The following is a 15,569-nucleotide window of genomic DNA, read 5'->3' on the forward strand; positions in this document are numbered from 1 at the left end:
CCGACTTCTAAAGCCGTCATCGCGAGGAGCGAAGCGACTTGGCGATCCAGCGGCTCGATGCTGGATGGCCACGCCCCTTCGGGGCTCGCCATGACGATAATGAGCGTAGAGTGTGGTCCCGGGTCCGGCTAGCGCTGGCCCAGATGCGGGCTCTGGAAGCCGAGGGTGCGCAGGCCGCGCTGCACGTCCGGGTCGCTCATGAACAGCTTCCACAAGAGGCCGGTGCGGTGGTTCTCGATCATCACCACGATCGGGCCCTGGTCGATCGCCAGATGAGTGTCGGCCACCCAGTCCGCCTGCTCAGAGAAGGCGTCGACGAAGCCGAACTTGTCCCAGATCCGGTCGCCCAGCGTTTCGTAGAAGTGCCGCAGCGCCCGCATCGACTGCTCGGGGGTGTAGGGCATGGCCGACAACGCCGCGGTCGGGCTGATGACGCCGAGGTCGTTGTCCGGCGCATGCGCCGAATAGCCGCCCGGCGTGTCGCTGGCGGTCAGGCCCCAGCAATCCGGCCCGTAGCCCTTGAAGCCGTTCGGGTTGCGGATGCAGTGCTCGTAATTGATCAGCGTGTGCCGGCGGTTCTGCTCCCAGTAGTCGGCGTACTGGTCCTTCAGGCCGCGCGGGTCGAGGCCGAGGAACGAGTAGTGGCTGAAGAACAGCGGCCCGCCATAGGGCATGCCCAGCGGCAGCTCGATGTCGTAGTAGCGGCGCTGGCTGAGGAACCACCGGCCGACGGCGTAGCCACGGTGATAGACCTCGGCGTCGATGGCGTAGCGCGGCGAGGCGGCGGCCATGACGTAGGTGATCAGGCACTCGTTCCAGCCGCGGATCTCGTGGCCCAGGCCCCAGCCATTGTTGGCGCCCCAGTGCCAGAACAGCACGTTCAGCCCGCCGCGCGTGTACCAGCTCCACTCGGTCTCGTTCCACAGCCAGGCGATGTGATTGCGCAGCTCGGTCTCGCTGGCGGCGTCGCGGTCGAAATAGCGCCGGGCGGTCAGCAGCCCCTGGAACAGGAAGGCGGTCTCGACCAGGTCGCCGCCATCATCCTTGCGGCTGAAGGAGACGGTGGCGCCGGTGCGGCCGTCGAGGAAATGCGGGAACACGCCGTGATGCGAGGTCGTGTGCTCGAGATGGCGCACGATCGTCATCAGCCGCTCGACCGCCGCGGCGCGCTCGATCCAGCCGCGCTCGGCGGCGACGATGATAGCCATGATGCCGAAGCCGGAGCCGCCGGTGGTCACCCAGTCGTTCGGCGCCTTGCCCGCCCGGTCGGTGCGGTCCGGGATCATGCCGCTGACCGGGTGCGCCGCCTCCCAGAAGAAGCGGAAGGTCTGGCGCTGCACGAGGTCGAGCAGGGCGTCGTCCGACAGCGCCGCGGCGCCCTTCTTCGAGGCGCGGCGGGCGGGTGCCGATCGCTTGGTCATTCCATCGGGTCTCGGTGGTGGAGCAGGGGGGCGAAGCCGGCGGAGGAGGGGATGGCCCGCCGCGGCGGCCGGCCGATCGGGATCCGGCGCTCGCCCGTGACTTCGTCGGTCAGGTGCAGCCGCAGGACCCGGGTGTAGAAGCCGTTCTTGACCTCGCGCCGGGCGATGGTGATCACCGCCGTCCCCGGCAGCTCATGCTCGAAGATCGACATCGCGGTCTTCCGCCGCTCCTCGTCCAGCGCGTCGACCATCTCGTCGATGAACACCCATTGCGGCTTGTGCAGCAGCAGCCGGGCGAAGGTCATCGTCTGCAGCTCGTCGCTGGTCAGCTCCTTGTCCCAGTTCTTCACCTGGTCGAGCGAGATCTCGTGATGCCCCATCTCGGTGCGGCGCAGCGCGGCGCAGATCTCGTCATCGGTGAAGCTGGACGCATTCATCGGATAGGTCAGGGCGTCGCGCAGCGGGCCGGGTGGCAAATAGGGCCGCTGCGGCAGGAACATGGTGCTGGCCTGCGGCGGCATCACGATGCGGCCGGTGCCCCAGGGCCACAGCCCGGCGAAGGCGCGGAACAGCGTGCTCTTGCCGCCGCCGGTACGGCCGACGATCAGCACGCGCTCACCCGGCTTGATCTCGACCTGCTCATCGTCCAGAACCGCCAGGCCGCCGGCCGACAGCACGCCCAGCTTCTCGAAGCCGAGCGCCTCGCCGCTGCCCTCGGCGATCTCGATCTTGCGCGGCTCGCCGTTCAGGTTCTCCAGCGTCACCAGCGTCTCGCGGAAGCTCATCACCCGCAGCAGCGTCGCCCGCCAGTCGGCCAGGTTGCTGAAATTGTCGACGAACCAGCGCAGCGCCTGCTGCACCTGGACGAAGGCGCCGACCGCCACCATCAGCTCGCCGAAGGTCAGGTCGCCACCGAAATAGCCGGGCGAGGCGACCAGGATCGGGGCAACGATGGTGAACCAGCCATAGCCGGCGGTGATCCAGGTCAGGTTGGTGACGGCGCGGACATAGCGCAGCATCACCGCGACGATGCGGTCCAGATCGGTGTCCAGGCGCCGCCGCTCATCCGCCTCGCCGCTGTCGAGGGTGATGCCGTCGACATGCTCGTTGACGCGGACCAGGGCGGCGCGCAGGTCGGCCTCGCGAGCATAGCGCTCGGCGTTGATGTTGATCAGCGGCTTGCCGACGCGCCAGCTGATCCAGGAGGCCAGGGCGGCGTAGACCAGGGCGCACCAGACCATGTAGCCCGGGATCGACAGCGCCATGCCGTCGATCCTGAGCACGATGCCCTGGGACAGGATCCACAGCACCCCGATGAAGCTGATCAGCAGCAGGGTCGCCTGCAGCAGGCCGATGCCGAGATCGGTCGACAGCTCGGTCAGGTGCCGTGTGTCCTCATGGATGCGCTGGTCCGGATTCTCACCGATCTCGCCGGCACCGGCCAGGCGGAAGGCGCGCTTCGGCTTCAGCCATTCGGTGAACAGGTCGCGCGTCAGCCCGGCCCGCAGCCGCACCTTCAACGTCTGGTTCAGCCAGGCCTGGGCGACGTTGAGGGTCAGCAGCACGCCGGCGATGAAGACGAAGACGATCAGCTGATGGAAGAAGCCACCCAGGCTCTTCTGCGCCAGGGCGTCGTAGAAGGGCTGGTTCCAGGCGTTCAGCCGGATCTGCGCCGCCGCGGTCAGGCCAATGACGACGACGACGCCGGCGATGAGAACGAGGATCCGCTTCCAATCCGGTGATGCTTTCAGCGTCCGGAACAGGGTCAGGAGCTGAGAAGGAAGACTCTGGCTGACGATCGAGTGCTCTTGACCAGCAGCCGTGTTCGACGCCTCGGGCGCCTGTGCCATTGAACCTGTCCGATCCCTACCGCGTCTCGCGCTCCCATTCGGGATGCCTGCGCCGATCATACTCACACAGTCGAGATCGGTCGTGCACCGAATTGAAACCTCAGCTTTTGTGCGGGTTTCCGCGCCCATCACGCCACCCGCTCCGCTTGGGTGGCGGCGGCGGGGCGGAAGACTCGGCGGGAAAGGCGCCGGGAAACAGCCAAAAATCGTCCGGCATCGAGGCGTACCGCAGCGGCAGAAGAAATCCCTGTCCACCCCTTCACATCGACAATCATACCGCTCTTTATGATCCGCATTGTAGAAATAATATGACCGTTACACTGGGTGATGGATGATGAACTCCGAGTGAATTCAATAGAAGCGTAACACGGAGTCCGGGCCGATCCTCTACCAATATCGGATGAAGCCGGCGAAACGAGGGCAGGGCCGCCATATTGTCGGATGTCGTGGGATTCGGGCCACAGCGACGGCCGCTCCGCGGCGTCAGGCGGCGGCACGGCCCGGGCGGGCTGCGGACTCGGAGAATAAAGGGCCGTTTCCATGCCGCGATCAAAGCATGGGCGGCGGATCCGGGCTGTGACTGCCGTAACAGCCCGGTATGTCCGGGCGGTCAGAACGACACGCGGTCGCCGCCCTTGAGCTCCAGGATCGCGCGCGCCTCGTCGGGCGAGGCGATCTCAAGGCCGAGTCCCTCGATGATCTGGCGGGCCAGGCGCACCTGCTGCGCGTTCGATTCCGCCAGCTTGCCCGGCCCGGCCCAGAGCGAATCCTCGAGCCCGACCCGGACATTGCCGCCCATCGCCGCCGCCATCGCCGCGATCGGCAGCTGGTTGCGCCCAGCCCCGAGCACGGACCATTCGTACTGGTCGCCGAACAGCCGGTCGGCGGTGCGTTTCATATGCGCCACATCCTCCGGATGCGGGCCAATGCCGCCGAGGATGCCGAACACCGTCTGCACGAACAGCGGCGGCTTCACCAGTCCGCGCTCCAGGAAATGGTGCAGGTTGTAGAGATGCGCGGTGTCGTAGCATTCGAACTCGAAGCGGATGCCGTCGTCGCTGAGGGTCCGCAGCACGAACTCGATGTCCTTGAAGCTGTTGCGGAACACCAGGTCGCGCGAGGCCTCCAGCGCCTCCGGCTCCCAGGCATGCTTGAACTCCTTGAACCGGTTGAGCATCGGGAACAGGCCGAAATTCATCGACCCCATGTTCAGCGATGCCACCTCCGGCTTGAAGGTCTGGGCCGGTAGGATGCGCTCCTCGACCCGCATCCAGGGGGCGCCGCCGGTGGTCAGGTTCACCACGCAGTCGGAGCGCTGCTTGATCACCTTGAGGAAGGGCTCGAAGGCCTGCGGCGTCTGGTCGGGCTTGCCGGTCTCGGGGTCGCGGGCGTGCAGATGGACGATGGCGGCCCCGGCCTCGGCCGCGCCGATCGCCGCCTCGGCGATCTCCTCGGCGGTCACCGGCAGGTGCGGGGACATCGACGGGGTGTGGATCGCCCCGGTGACGGCGCAGGTGATGACGATCTTGCGGTTCTTGGCCATCGGGCTGTCCTCTGGTTCAGGATTCGGTCGGGGCGGCGGGCTGCGCCGCCTTGTGGGCCTTCAGCGCCGCCAGGCGCCGGTCGCGCCAGGCGCTGCGGGCGGCCAGCCGCTTCGCGTCCGGGGCCTCGCCCCAGCCGGCCAGCAGCCGCTCGACGGTCGCGGCGTCCCACACCTCGGGCCCGGCGGGGTCGGCGGCGAGGCGGCGGTAGAAGCCGGTGTAGCGGGCGCAGTAGTCGGGGATGCCGCCCGGCGCGTTCAGCTCGATCGTGGCGAAGGGGCCGAGGAAGGACCAGCGCAGGCCGAGCCCGTCCTGTATGGTCTTGTCCAGATCCTGAGGGCTGATCACGCCCTCGCCGACCAGCCGGAAGGCCTCGGCCAGCAGGGCGCCCTGCAGCCGGTTCAGGACGAAGCCGTCGACCTCGCGGTGGATCGTCACCGGTTCCTGCCCCACGGCGCGGTAGACCGCCCGCGCCCGCTCGATCGTCTCCGGCGCGGTCCAGGGGGCGCCGCACAGCTCGACCACCGGCACCAGATGCGGCGGGTTGACCGGATGGGCCACCAGGCAGCGCCCGCGCCCGGCCAGATCCTCGGTGAAGCGGGAGGCGACGATGGCGGAGGTGGAGGAGGCGAGGATCGCGTCGCGCGGCGCCAGCCGGTCCAGCTCGGCGAAGACCGCGCGCTTGATCGCCACATCCTCCGGCAGGTTCTCCTGCACCAGTTCGGCGCCGGTGACGGCCTCGGTCAGCGATCCGGCGGCGCGAACCCGTGCCGCGGCGCCGGCCGGGTCGTCGACGAGACCGTGGGTTGCGAGCTCCGCCAGCCCTTCGGCGATCAGCCCCGGCGCAGCCTCCAGCGCGGCGGCGCTGGCATCGGTCAGCCGCACCTGCCAGCCGGCGGCGGCGAAGACGATCGCCCAGGACCGGCCGATCAGCCCGGTGCCGATGATCGCGACGGTCGGCATGCCCTTCCTCCCGGAGTCTCTTTAGAACAACGGTCCGACAAAGCGGGGCGCGGGTCCAGACCGCGATCGGCAACCCAGGGCGGCTTGGTGGCCATGGCGGGCCGGGCTAGGGTTGCGAATGCGCGCCGCGACGAAGCGCGGCCGGGCGAATAACGAGCGAGAAGAAGGAGACCACCATGGATCTCGGCATCAAAGGCCTGCGCGTCCTGGTCACCGCCGGCGCCTCCGGCATCGGGCGGGAGATCGTCCGCGCCTTCGTCGAGGAGGGCGCTCGCGTTCATGTCAGCGACATCGACCGGGCGGCGCTCGAGGCGCTGGCCGCCGAAACCCCGGCGATCACCGCGACCGCGGCCGACATGTCCGACCGGGCGGCCGTGGCCCGGCTGTTCGACGAGGCGCTGGCGACGCTGGGCGGGCTGGATTGCCTGGTCAACAATGTCGGCATCGCCGGCCCGACCGGCCGGGTCGACCAGATCGATCCGGCGGACTGGGACCGGACGCTGGCGGTCAACATCACCGGCCAGTTCAACTGCACCCGCCTGGCCGTGCCGCATCTGGCGAAGAGCGGCAACGCCTCCATCATCAACCTGTCCTCCTCGGCCGGGCGGCTGGGCTTTCCGTTGCGCACGCCCTATGCCGCCTCGAAATGGGCGGTGATCGGCTTCACCAAGTCGCTGTCGATCGAGCTCGGGCCGCTGGGTATCCGGGTCAACGCGATCCAGCCCGGCATCGTCGAGGGCGACCGCATCCGCCGCGTCTTCGCCGCCAAGGCCGAGCAGCGCGGTGTCACGGCCGAGGCGCTGCAGGAGCAGTCCCTGGCCCAGGCCTCGATCCGCGAGATGATCCAGCCGCGCCAGCTGGCCGACCAGATCCTGCTGCTGGCCTCGCCGCGCGGCCGTACCATTTCCGGCCAGGCGATCAGCATCTGCGGCGACCTGCAGTCGCTGGCCTGAGGACCGTGTGGATCAGCGTTGCGCGGACTTTCGGCAGGGAAGGGCTTTTCAGACCTTGCCTGCTCGGTTCTTTAATGGGAATGCGGTCGGCCTGATTCTCAACAAATTCGTCTAATATCAGGCGATGGGGTGCGTTCGGAGGGGAAGATGGTGGGTAAGGGATCTGAAGTGTCGAGAGTGGGGCGCGCAGCCGCATTGGCCTGCGCGCTGCTCGGGGTGTTCGGCGTATCGTCCGGCCACGCGCAGCACATCGTGCCCGGCCAGCGATCCAGCGTCATCGCATCCGACCCGGCCACCCTGGAGCAGTCGCTGAACCTGGACGAGAAGAAGCTGGTCCAGGAGGGGCTGGCCTGGCTCGGCTTCTACAAGGGCTGGTTCGACGGAGCCTTCGGAAATGGCACGCGCACCGCGCTCTCTGCCTGGCAGGGGCAGAACGGCGTCGCCACCAACGGCGAACTGGACCCCGACCAGGCGGTCACACTTGCCGGCACCGCCCTGGCGATGCGGGACAAGACCGGCTGGCAGCCGCTCTCCGATTCCAGGAGCGGGATCATCATCTCCTACCCTTCCAAGGTCCTGACCAAGCGGTCGGATTCGGAGGCGGGCGGCGTCACCCTGGACGACCCCGACGGCGGCGCGTCGCTGATGACGATGCGCTTCACCGACGTGACGGACGGCCAGATCAACTCGTTCTACGATGCCCTCTCCGGCAGCGGCGAATCCGAGATCACCTACGAGTTCCGCCGGAACAACCTGTTCATCGTCACCGGCAACCGCAAGGGCGGCAAGTTCTACAGCCGCTTTGAGCAGCGCGGCCGCGAGATCCGCGGCTACGACCTGATCTGGCGGGCCGATCACGACGCCGATCTGCAGGCGCTGTCGGTGCTGATCTCGAACAGCTTCTATCCGTTCGGCTATGACAAGCCCCCGGCCGATCCGAGCTATCCGACCCTGATGGCGCTGGCCGATGCCCGGGGCCAGCAGGGCGGCTCGGCCGGCGCCTCGGCCGAGCCGCAGGAGTCCAGCGGATCGCAGCAGGCCAGCAGCCGCCCCCCCGCGGATCAGCCGCCGGCTGCCCGCGACTCGTCGGGGACCGACGCCACGCCCCCGTCCCATCAGGACGACCAGGCCGATTCGAGCGACGGGAAGCAGGCGGAAGAGGACGGGCAATTCGCCTTCGCCTATCTGGAGCCGAAGAGCCCGGGGCTGAAGGAGGCCTACGAGCTGACGCGCGACACCGACCTGCTGCGCCGCAATCCCGAGATCGCCTGGATGAACGGGATGTTCGAGCTGCCGCGCCAGCTGCGCTATGTCGGCGCGGAATGCGGGGCGGTGAACGCGTTCTACTCACCCAAGGATTCGGCGATCGTGCTGTGCTACGAGCTGGTCGATTCCCTGGCGCAGCAGGGCATGAAGCTGGCTGAGAAGGCGGATCCGAAGTCAAACATCCTCGGCGCCTACATCGCCAGCAACATCCGCTTCATCCTGCTGCACGAGACCGGCCACGCCCTGATCGACATGCTGAGCCTCCCCTCGACGGGCCGGGAGGAGGATGCGGTCGACCAGATGGCGGCGATGATGATCCTGCTCAATCCCGGCGGCAAGGAGACGAGCGACCAGATCGCCGAGGTGCTGCGGATGGCCGCCATCTGGTTCCAGAACAACGCCTCCGTCGGCGACGACGCCAGCCAGAACATGCAGGTCTTCGCCGACGAGCACTCCCTCAGCGAGCAGCGCTTCTTCAACCTGCTGTGCTACATGTACGGCCACGACGAGGACACCTACGACTGGATCGTCCGGGAGAAGTTCTTGCCCGAGGCGCGGGCCGCCCGCTGCTCCGACGAATCGCGCAAGATGTTCAAGGCCTGGGCCGCTCTGCTGGCGCCGCACTTCACCCCGCGCTACCAGGCGATCGCGCGCATGCTGCGATAAGCCCGCCTGAACTGCCGCCTCGGCAATCACAGGATTTCAGAATGACGTTCCGCCTGCCGCGGGCAAGGGCCTTGGCGTTCCTCGCCCTCTTCGCGGCGCCGGCCCTCACCGGCTGCCTGTCGTCCGGACCGAACAAGGTGCAGCAGATGGGCGACGCCATGGTCGGCAAGCCCCTCGACGTCGCCTTCCAGGCATTCGGCCAGCCCAATATCGGCATCGGGCCGAGCCCGGGCGGCCAGGACGGCTTCTACCAATGGAGCCACACCCGGGTCAGCACCGGCACCCAGTTCGTGCAGACCGGCCAATCCTCCGGCGCCATGGTGGGCATGACCCAGGGTGGCCAGGGCATCGCCTCGATGCCGATCTACCAGAGCCGGCCCACGGGCTACTACCAGCAGCAGGAGACGGTCGACTATCTCTGCAGCATCATCGTGTCGACCAACCCCCAGAACATCATCAAGGAGGTCACGGTCGCGGGCTGCGACTGACCCTGTCAGGCGACAGCGGCGAGGCCGGGCAGGGCATCGCGTACCGACTGTGCCAGAATCGCGGCCAGGCGGGCGGTGACCGGATCCGGCTCGGCCTCGGCCCGCAGCAGAGTCAGGGGCAAGGCCGGGAGGGCCGGCGCCCTGGCCGGCTCCAGCACCCGAACGCTGCCCGGCAGCCCGAAATCGGTGCGGATGGTGACGCCGAGCCCGGCTGCCACCGCCGCCCACAGCCCGCCCAGGCTGGGGCTGACGAAGGCCAGGCGCCAGGGAATGCCGGCACGGTCCAACGCCGTGGTCGCGGCCGTGCGCAGCAGGCACGGCGCCTCCAGCACCGCCAGCGGCAGCGGCTCGTGGGGCTGATCGTCCACGGAACCGAAGAACCCGCCGCCGGCGGCCGGCCCGACCCAGCGCGTCGGCAGCTCCGCCACCCGCTCGACATGGGGCAGGGCGCCGCCGTCGCCCCAGGCCAGCGCCAGGTCGAGTTGGCCGGACCCGACCCGGTCCAGCAGGTCGAAGCTGCGGGCGATCCGGGCTTCGATCCGCACCTTGGGATGGGCGCGGGCGAAGCGCCCCAGCACCGCCGGCAGCAGCGCCTCGCCGAAATCCTCCGACAGGCCGAGCCGCACCCAGCCCTGCAGATCGATGCCATGGACCGCGGCCGCCGCCTCGTCGTTCAGCGCCAGCAGCCGCCGGGCATAGGCCAGCATGGTCTCGCCGGCCTCGGTCAGGGCCAGGCCGCGGCCGGATCTGCGGAAGATCGGCGTGCCGGCCTGCTCCTCAAGCTTGCGCAGCTGGGCGCTGACCGCCGAGGTCGACCGCCCCAGCCGGTCGGCCGCCTTGGCGTAGCTGCCCAGCTCCATGCCCGTGGCGAAGCTGCGCAGCACATCCAGGTCGAAGGTGATCCGGCGCATGATCACTGTCCCAATTTTCTGAATCAAATGTTCAGATAATTCCGATTTTCCGGACAAACCTGCGGCGCCATCTTCCGGACGTCAAGTCCGATGGAGGTCGCCATGCCGCTCACTCGCATCTCGCTCGCCAGAGGCAAGCCGCCCGAATATCTGCGCGTGCTCTCCGACAGCCTCCACCGAGCGCTGGTCGACGCCTTCGAGGTTCCGCCCGACGACCGCTTCCAGGTCATCCACCAGCATGAGCCGGGAGAGCTGGTGTTCGACCGCCACTATCTCGGCGGCCCGCGCTCGGACGATTTCGTGCTGTTCCAGGTGACCGCCGGCCGGCCACGCAGCACCGCGACCAAGGCGGCGTTCTACCGGTGCCTGGTCGGGCACCTGGCCGAGGCGCCGGGCCTGCGGCCGGAGGATGTCATGGTGGTGATCTCGACCACCTGGCTCGACGACTGGTCCTTCGCCGGCGGCGTCGCCTCGATGGTCCAGGATGGCGGAACCGGCCGATGAGCGCCGAGACAGGGCCGGGCAACCCCGGCGAGATGACCATCCGCCGCGCCGGCAGCGCCATCGCCCGCGCGCCGGACGGCATCGCCAGCGGCCCGTTCTGGGCGGAATGGCTGCTGCACGGCCGCCTCGACGGCGAGATGACGGCGATGCGCGCCACCGTCGACCCCGGCATCCGCACGCGCTGGCACAGCCACCCGCTCGGGCAGCTGCTCTATGTCCTGCAGGGCGTCGGCCTGGTGCAGCGCGCCGGCGGCCCGGTGGTGGAGGTGAGGGCGGGGGACAGCGTCTGGTTCGCGCCGGAGGAGCGGCACTGGCACGGCGCTTCCGCCGACAGCGTCTTCACCTATCTCAGCATCCAGCCGATCCGGGCCGGCACCGCGGTGCATTGGATGGAACCCGTCTGACCGAAACCAGGAGCGTCAATCATCATGTATGCGATGCAGTATGAGATCACCCTGCCGGCCGATTACGACATGCAGGTCATCCGCCGCCGGGTCGCGGCCAAGGCGCCCGCGCTCGACAACCTGCCGGGGCTCGGGCTCAAGGCTTATCTGATCCGCGAGCGCGGCGTCGACGGTTCGCCGGTCAACCAGTACGCCCCCTTCTACCTGTGGGCCTCGACCGAAGGCATGGGCGGGTTTCTGTGGGGCGGGGACGGCTTCGGCAGCGTCGTCGGGTCCTTCGGCCGGCCGCCGGTGCGGCACTGGACCGGAGTGGCCTGCCTGGCAGGGCCGGATCGCGACGGCGCCCCGAGCCATGCCACCCGCCGCACCGAGCCGCTGCCGGCCGATGCCGATCCGGCGGGCCTCGTCACCGAGGCGGTCGCGGATCTGGAGCGGCACGCCCGGCAGCCCGGAATCCACACCGCGGCCCTGGTGATCGATCCGCGGTCGTGGGAGCTGGTGCGCTTCACCCTGTGGACCGATCCCGCCCCGGCGGAGGACGCGCCGCTGTACCAGGTGCTCCATCTGTCGACGCCGCAGCTCGGGGAGATCACGCGCGCGGCCTGACGGGGCGTGCCGTTTCTGGCACGTGACCCAGGTCACCTCCGGTTCCGCCGTCCCGGTGCGATCGTCCGGGCGTTGCACAGGCGGCGGGTTCCAACGCCGCCGGAACCGGAGTCAGAGCCTTGTTTCAGTATCGGACAGAGCCGGCCGCATCCCACGCCTCTTTGCAGATGGGGCTCGAGATGCAATCGGTCCGGCAGGAGGCCGGCCCGGCGCATCATCGCGCGATCCGGGTCGTCGTCGCCGATGACGACCCCGTGATGCGCCGCTCCATCGTCGACTATCTGGAGAGCAACGGCGTGCGGGCGGCTGCGGCGGCCGGGCGCCGGGACCTGGCCCGCTACATCAGCGAGACCAACCCCGACCTGGTGATCCTGGACCTGCAGCTCGACCAGGAGAACAGCCTGCCGCTGCTCGGCGAGATCCGGTCGAAATCCGGCGGACCGGCGATCATCGGGATCGGGCGCGGCCGGGAGGAGATCGACCGCGTCGTCGGGCTGGAGCTCGGCGCCGACGACTATCTCGCCAAGCCTTTCGGATTGCGCGAGCTGCTGGCGCGGATCCGCGCGATCCTGCGCGGGCGTGACGCTCCCCGGGCAGCCTCGCAGCGGGTCCCCGAGCGCGGCCGCTGCCGGTTCGGCGGCTGGCAGCTCGAGCGGCGCCTGCGGCGGCTGACCGACCCCCAGGGCGCCGTGGTGGCGCTGTCGAAGAGCGAATATGCGCTGCTGGTCGCCTTCGTCGAGGCGCCGCAGCGGCCGCTGTCGCGCGAGCAACTGCTGCAGGCGACGCGGGTCCATGAGGATGTGTTCGACCGCAGCGTCGATGTCCAGGTACTGCGGTTGCGCCGCAAGCTGGAGGCCGACCCGCGCGACCCGCAGATCATCCGCACCGAGCGCGGCGTCGGCTACGTCTTCACGCTGCCGGTCGAGGTGCAGTGACGCCTCGATGGATGGAGTGGCCCTCGCCGCGCAGCGCGTGCCGCGCCCGGGCGAGGCGTGACCGGATGGTGCCGATCGGGACGTGAAGCTGCTCCGCCGCCTCCTCGTAGGAGGCGCCGTTGATCGCCACCAGGCGCAGCACGTCGCGATGGCTGCGCGACAGGGTGGGCCAGCGCTCCTCCAGCTCGCGCACCTCGATTGCGTCGGTCTGGCTGGGCGGCGACGGCAGGTCCCAGCCCTCGATCGGCACCATCTCGGTCTGGTTGCGCTTGCCCGCGACGAACTTCGAAAGGTGCAGGCGGCGCATCATGACGATGAGCCAGGCCACGATGTTGCTGCCGGGCCGCCAGAGATGGAGCTTGAGGGCGGCCCGCAGCAGGGTCTCCTGGATCAGGTCGTCGGCATCGGCGCGATTGCGGGTCAGGCTGACCGCATAGCGCCGGAGGTCCGGAATGCAGGGAGCGACGGTCGCGAGAAACTGCCGCTCGGTGGCGGCGGAGATGGCCGGCATCGGAAGCGTCCGTGTTGCGACTGACTGCTGAGGAAACCGATGGGGGACCCGACTGTTCCGTTAAAAATCCCGCTTCCTCGATCCACCTCAGAGTAAAATCCCGCTTCGCTGGACGTATATCGACACCAGGCCTCAGATTTCCTGACGCCGATCCATCAATTGATATCGCCCGATTTCATGATTCCGGAATCGACACACCCGGAGAAAGGTCGGTGTGTCAAAGAAATATCATTTATCGGATGCGAGGATTCCTGGCCCGTCGGCGATTTCAAGGGCATAGGCGACTTTATCGCACCGCGGGCGGAACAATCGCCTGCGCTCGATCATTGGCTCAATGTCCTCTGCCGCAACGCGGCGGAGGCGAACCCTGCCAGCCTGATGGAGAGGTCCAGTGAAACTCGCTCTTCTCGCTGCCGCGGCGGTCATCGTCGCCACACCCGCCTTCGCCGACTGCCAGTCGGACGCCCAGATGCAGGCGCAGAAGGTCCGCGCCGCGACCCAGACCTTGCAGGAACAGTCCAACGCGCCGATGGCGGACCAGTGCCGAACCGGCATGGGGCTGATCGCCGAGGCCAAGCGCCTCAACACGATCCGCCAGAACTGTCAGGCGGAGCTGCAGCTCACGGCCCAGGACCTGCAGCAGGCGGACCAGCGGATCCAGGCCGCCGACCAGGAATACACCGCCCGCTGCGGCGGCTGATTCCACCGATCCGACGGTGAAAGGGGCCGGCTCCCGCGGGACCGGCCCCTTCCGTATCAGCCCGTCAGGGCTTGGCGGATGGTCAAGCCCTGACGGAACCCGACCCGCGACGCGGCGATTGCTCGACCATGGATGTCTCGCTGTTTCACAATCCGAGGGCCGGCGACGGCGACTGGCCGGCGGACCGGCTGGTCCGCCTGCTGGAGATGTCGGGCTTCACCCCGGTCCACACCTCGACCCGCGGCAAGGAGCTGGAGCGGGCGCTGGAGAATCCGCACGACCTGGTGGTGGTCGCCGGCGGCGACGGCGCGGTCGCCGAGATCGTGCGGGCGCTGCACGGCCGTGGCCATACCATTGCGATCCTGCCGACCGGCAGCTCCAACAACATCGCACGGGCGCTCGGCCTCATCGAGGAGCCGCGCCACATCGTTGCCGGCCTGGCCAAGGCGAAGCGCACGCCGCTGCGGATCGGCGTGGTCGAGGGGCCGGAGTGGACGCGCAACTTCGTCGAGGCGGTCGGCATGGGGCCCATCGCCGGGGCGATCGTGGGGGATGGAGGCGGCAAGGAGCATGGCTCCGACCTGGTCGGCGAGCGGCGGCAGGAGCTGCGCCGCATCGTCGCCGACGCCGAGCCGGTCGAGGCCAGCCTGATCATCGACGGCAAGCGGCTGGACGAGAAGCTGCTGATGATCGAGGTCATGAATCTGCCGATGATCGGGCCGAACCTGCTGCTGGCGCCGGAGGCCGACCCGGGAGACGCGCATCTCGACGTGGCCTGGCTGCCGGCGGCGAAGCGCCGGTCCATGCTGGCCTGGCTCAGGGACCCGGAGGCCCGGGGCTCGCCGATGCTCCGGGTGAAGGCCGAGCGGGTCGAGCTGCACCCCCAGGGCGGGACCATCCATGTCGACGACAAGGCACTCGAGGGCGGCGAGGCTACGCTGATGATCCGGATCGAGCCGAAGCCGGTCCATGTCCTGATCCCGAGGGGTGACGAATGACCGGGACGGACGACGACAATGCCGACCTGCCCGCCGGCACGCTGCGGCAGTGGGAGGAGACCGCGGTCGAGTTCGCCAGGCTGGCCGGCGCCGAGATCGTCGCATCGCTCGGGCGGACCCTCAGCGTGCGCTACAAGACGGGGCCGGGCGAGGGGGACGAGCTGCTGTTCCGGGATCCGGTGTCGGAGGTCGACCAGCGGGTCGAATCCCTGATCCGGACGCGGCTGGCGGAGCTGCATCCCGATCACGGCATCATCGGCGAGGAGATGGAGGACCATCCGGCGGCGCCCGACAGCCCGGTCTGGGCGATCGATCCGGTCGACGGCACCACCAATTTCGTCAACGGCCTGCCGCTCTTCGCCGCCTCGATCGGCGTGCTGCATCGCGGCCGGCCGGCGGCTGGCGCGGTCTGGTGCTCGACCAGCCACGGCCTGCGCTCCGGCGTCTATCACGCCTGCGGCCGTGGCCCGCTGAGCTTCGACGGGGCGGCGATCGAGGGCGGCCCGAACCCGGCGGGGCGGCGGCGCCTGTCGGGCGAGCCCCGGATCGATCCCGGCGGCGTGCTGCCCTGGGAGACGCGCAAGACCGGATCGGCCGCGATCGAATGCGCCTTCGTCGCGGCCGGCCTGCTGGAGGTGGCGCGGTTCGAGCGGCCGAATGTCTGGGACGTGGCCGGCGGCCTCTGCCTGGTCGCCGCCGCCGGCGGCACCGCCTTCGTGCTCTGCGATCAGGAGCGGGGCTGGGAACGGTTCACCGGCTTCGGCGACGATCCCCGCAGCTGGCGCGGCCAGCTGGTGATCGGGCCCGAGGAGGCGGCGGCCCGCCGCAGGGACGCCATCGCCGCCGGCTGAG

16 protein-coding genes are annotated in these 15,569 nt (G+C 69.1%); 10 read left to right on the plus strand and 6 right to left on the minus strand.

Annotated elements, in window-relative coordinates; genetic code table 11:
- Nucleotides 1–128: 128 nt before the first annotated feature.
- The 4 genes from BWR60_RS04015 to BWR60_RS04030 form a co-directional block, all read right to left on the minus strand.
- Nucleotides 129–1,421 (minus strand): glucoamylase family protein, encoded by a 1,293-nt coding sequence (locus BWR60_RS04015; RefSeq protein ID WP_088149720.1) that lies wholly within the window; start codon nt 1,419–1,421, stop codon nt 129–131.
- On the minus strand, nt 1,418–3,271 hold the full coding sequence (locus tag BWR60_RS04020) for an ABC transporter ATP-binding protein/permease (protein WP_088149721.1): 1,854 nt from the start codon (nt 3,269–3,271) through the stop codon (nt 1,418–1,420). Before BWR60_RS04020 ends, BWR60_RS04015 begins: the two co-directional genes overlap by 4 nt.
- A 610-nt stretch (nt 3,272–3,881) precedes the next feature.
- Nucleotides 3,882–4,814: a 3-keto-5-aminohexanoate cleavage protein gene (locus BWR60_RS04025; protein ID WP_088149722.1), complete on the minus strand. Its 933-nt coding sequence runs from the start codon at nt 4,812–4,814 to the stop codon at nt 3,882–3,884.
- Nucleotides 4,815–4,830: 16 nt separating this feature from the next.
- Entirely contained in the window at nt 4,831–5,775 is a 945-nt protein-coding gene (locus tag BWR60_RS04030; RefSeq protein ID WP_088149723.1) for a 3-hydroxyacyl-CoA dehydrogenase, read from the minus strand.
- Nucleotides 5,776–5,951: 176 nt separating this feature from the next.
- Here BWR60_RS04030 and BWR60_RS04035 point away from each other — a divergent pair, with 176 nt between their 5' ends.
- From BWR60_RS04035 to BWR60_RS04045, 3 genes are all read left to right on the plus strand, one after another.
- Nucleotides 5,952–6,728 carry an SDR family oxidoreductase gene (locus tag BWR60_RS04035; RefSeq protein WP_088149724.1) on the plus strand — a complete coding sequence of 259 codons (777 nt, stop codon included), beginning with the start codon at nt 5,952–5,954 and terminating at the stop codon, nt 6,726–6,728.
- A gap of 177 nt (nt 6,729–6,905) precedes the next feature.
- A complete protein-coding gene (locus BWR60_RS04040; protein WP_179221622.1) occupies nt 6,906–8,660 on the plus strand; it encodes a DUF4344 domain-containing metallopeptidase in 1,755 nt (584 codons plus the stop codon).
- A 41-nt stretch (nt 8,661–8,701) separates the two neighbouring features.
- Nucleotides 8,702–9,148 carry a hypothetical protein gene (locus tag BWR60_RS04045; protein WP_088149726.1) on the plus strand — a complete coding sequence of 149 codons (447 nt, stop codon included), beginning with the start codon at nt 8,702–8,704 and terminating at the stop codon, nt 9,146–9,148.
- 5 nt (nt 9,149–9,153) lie between these two features.
- On the opposite strand, the gene BWR60_RS04050 is transcribed toward BWR60_RS04045, so the two are convergent.
- Nucleotides 9,154–10,059, minus strand: coding sequence for a LysR substrate-binding domain-containing protein (locus tag BWR60_RS04050; RefSeq protein WP_088149727.1), 906 nt, complete (start codon nt 10,057–10,059; stop codon nt 9,154–9,156).
- Between the two features lie 102 nt (nt 10,060–10,161).
- On the opposite strand from BWR60_RS04050, the gene BWR60_RS04055 reads away from it, so the two are divergent.
- From BWR60_RS04055 to BWR60_RS04070, 4 genes are all read left to right on the plus strand, one after another.
- Nucleotides 10,162–10,563 carry a tautomerase family protein gene (locus BWR60_RS04055; RefSeq protein WP_088149763.1) on the plus strand — a complete coding sequence of 134 codons (402 nt, stop codon included), beginning with the start codon at nt 10,162–10,164 and terminating at the stop codon, nt 10,561–10,563.
- Nucleotides 10,560–10,967 carry a cupin domain-containing protein gene (locus tag BWR60_RS04060; protein WP_088149728.1) on the plus strand — a complete coding sequence of 136 codons (408 nt, stop codon included), beginning with the start codon at nt 10,560–10,562 and terminating at the stop codon, nt 10,965–10,967. Before BWR60_RS04055 ends, BWR60_RS04060 begins: the two co-directional genes overlap by 4 nt.
- A 24-nt stretch (nt 10,968–10,991) precedes the next feature.
- Nucleotides 10,992–11,573 (plus strand): DUF4865 family protein, encoded by a 582-nt coding sequence (locus BWR60_RS04065; RefSeq protein WP_088149729.1) that lies wholly within the window; start codon nt 10,992–10,994, stop codon nt 11,571–11,573.
- 179 nt (nt 11,574–11,752) lie between these two features.
- Nucleotides 11,753–12,508, plus strand: coding sequence for a winged helix-turn-helix domain-containing protein (locus BWR60_RS04070; protein ID WP_218823334.1), 756 nt, complete (start codon nt 11,753–11,755; stop codon nt 12,506–12,508).
- Here BWR60_RS04070 and BWR60_RS04075 read toward each other — a convergent pair.
- A complete protein-coding gene (locus BWR60_RS04075; protein WP_088149731.1) occupies nt 12,483–13,019 on the minus strand; it encodes an RNA polymerase sigma factor in 537 nt (178 codons plus the stop codon). The two genes, BWR60_RS04070 and BWR60_RS04075, sit on opposite strands and share 26 nt — an antisense overlap.
- A gap of 391 nt (nt 13,020–13,410) precedes the next feature.
- Between BWR60_RS04075 and BWR60_RS04080 the strand changes: the two genes are divergently transcribed.
- From BWR60_RS04080 to BWR60_RS04090, 3 genes are all read left to right on the plus strand, one after another.
- On the plus strand, nt 13,411–13,719 hold the full coding sequence (locus BWR60_RS04080; protein ID WP_088149732.1) for a hypothetical protein: 309 nt from the start codon (nt 13,411–13,413) through the stop codon (nt 13,717–13,719).
- Between the two features lie 128 nt (nt 13,720–13,847).
- Nucleotides 13,848–14,717, plus strand: coding sequence for a diacylglycerol/lipid kinase family protein (locus BWR60_RS04085; RefSeq protein WP_088149733.1), 870 nt, complete (start codon nt 13,848–13,850; stop codon nt 14,715–14,717).
- Nucleotides 14,714–15,568, plus strand: coding sequence for an inositol monophosphatase family protein (locus tag BWR60_RS04090; RefSeq protein ID WP_088149734.1), 855 nt, complete (start codon nt 14,714–14,716; stop codon nt 15,566–15,568). The genes BWR60_RS04085 and BWR60_RS04090 overlap by 4 nt, the downstream gene beginning before the upstream one ends.
- Nucleotide 15,569: the final 1 nt, after the last annotated feature.

This window comes from Inquilinus limosus (assembly GCF_002195995.1).
GTDB classification, from domain to species: domain Bacteria; phylum Pseudomonadota; class Alphaproteobacteria; order DSM-16000; family Inquilinaceae; genus Inquilinus; species Inquilinus limosus_C.

Bases quoted from the DNA above. Each gene is read 5' to 3' on its own strand.
- BWR60_RS04015 (WP_088149720.1), bottom strand. From the start codon at position 1,421: ATGACCAAGCGATCGGCACCCGCCCGCCGCGCCTCGAAGAAGGGCGCC.
- BWR60_RS04020 (WP_088149721.1), bottom strand. From the start codon at position 3,271: ATGGCACAGGCGCCCGAGGCGTCGAACACGGCTGCTGGTCAAGAGCAC.
- BWR60_RS04025 (WP_088149722.1), bottom strand. From the start codon at position 4,814: ATGGCCAAGAACCGCAAGATCGTCATCACCTGCGCCGTCACCGGGGCG.
- BWR60_RS04030 (WP_088149723.1), bottom strand. From the start codon at position 5,775: ATGCCGACCGTCGCGATCATCGGCACCGGGCTGATCGGCCGGTCCTGG.
- BWR60_RS04035 (WP_088149724.1), top strand. From the start codon at position 5,952: ATGGATCTCGGCATCAAAGGCCTGCGCGTCCTGGTCACCGCCGGCGCC.
- BWR60_RS04045 (WP_088149726.1), top strand. From the start codon at position 8,702: ATGACGTTCCGCCTGCCGCGGGCAAGGGCCTTGGCGTTCCTCGCCCTC.
- BWR60_RS04050 (WP_088149727.1), bottom strand. From the start codon at position 10,059: ATGCGCCGGATCACCTTCGACCTGGATGTGCTGCGCAGCTTCGCCACG.
- BWR60_RS04055 (WP_088149763.1), top strand. From the start codon at position 10,162: ATGCCGCTCACTCGCATCTCGCTCGCCAGAGGCAAGCCGCCCGAATAT.
- BWR60_RS04060 (WP_088149728.1), top strand. From the start codon at position 10,560: ATGAGCGCCGAGACAGGGCCGGGCAACCCCGGCGAGATGACCATCCGC.
- BWR60_RS04065 (WP_088149729.1), top strand. From the start codon at position 10,992: ATGTATGCGATGCAGTATGAGATCACCCTGCCGGCCGATTACGACATG.
- BWR60_RS04070 (WP_218823334.1), top strand. From the start codon at position 11,753: ATGCAATCGGTCCGGCAGGAGGCCGGCCCGGCGCATCATCGCGCGATC.
- BWR60_RS04075 (WP_088149731.1), bottom strand. From the start codon at position 13,019: ATGCCGGCCATCTCCGCCGCCACCGAGCGGCAGTTTCTCGCGACCGTC.
- BWR60_RS04085 (WP_088149733.1), top strand. From the start codon at position 13,848: ATGGATGTCTCGCTGTTTCACAATCCGAGGGCCGGCGACGGCGACTGG.
- BWR60_RS04090 (WP_088149734.1), top strand. From the start codon at position 14,714: ATGACCGGGACGGACGACGACAATGCCGACCTGCCCGCCGGCACGCTG.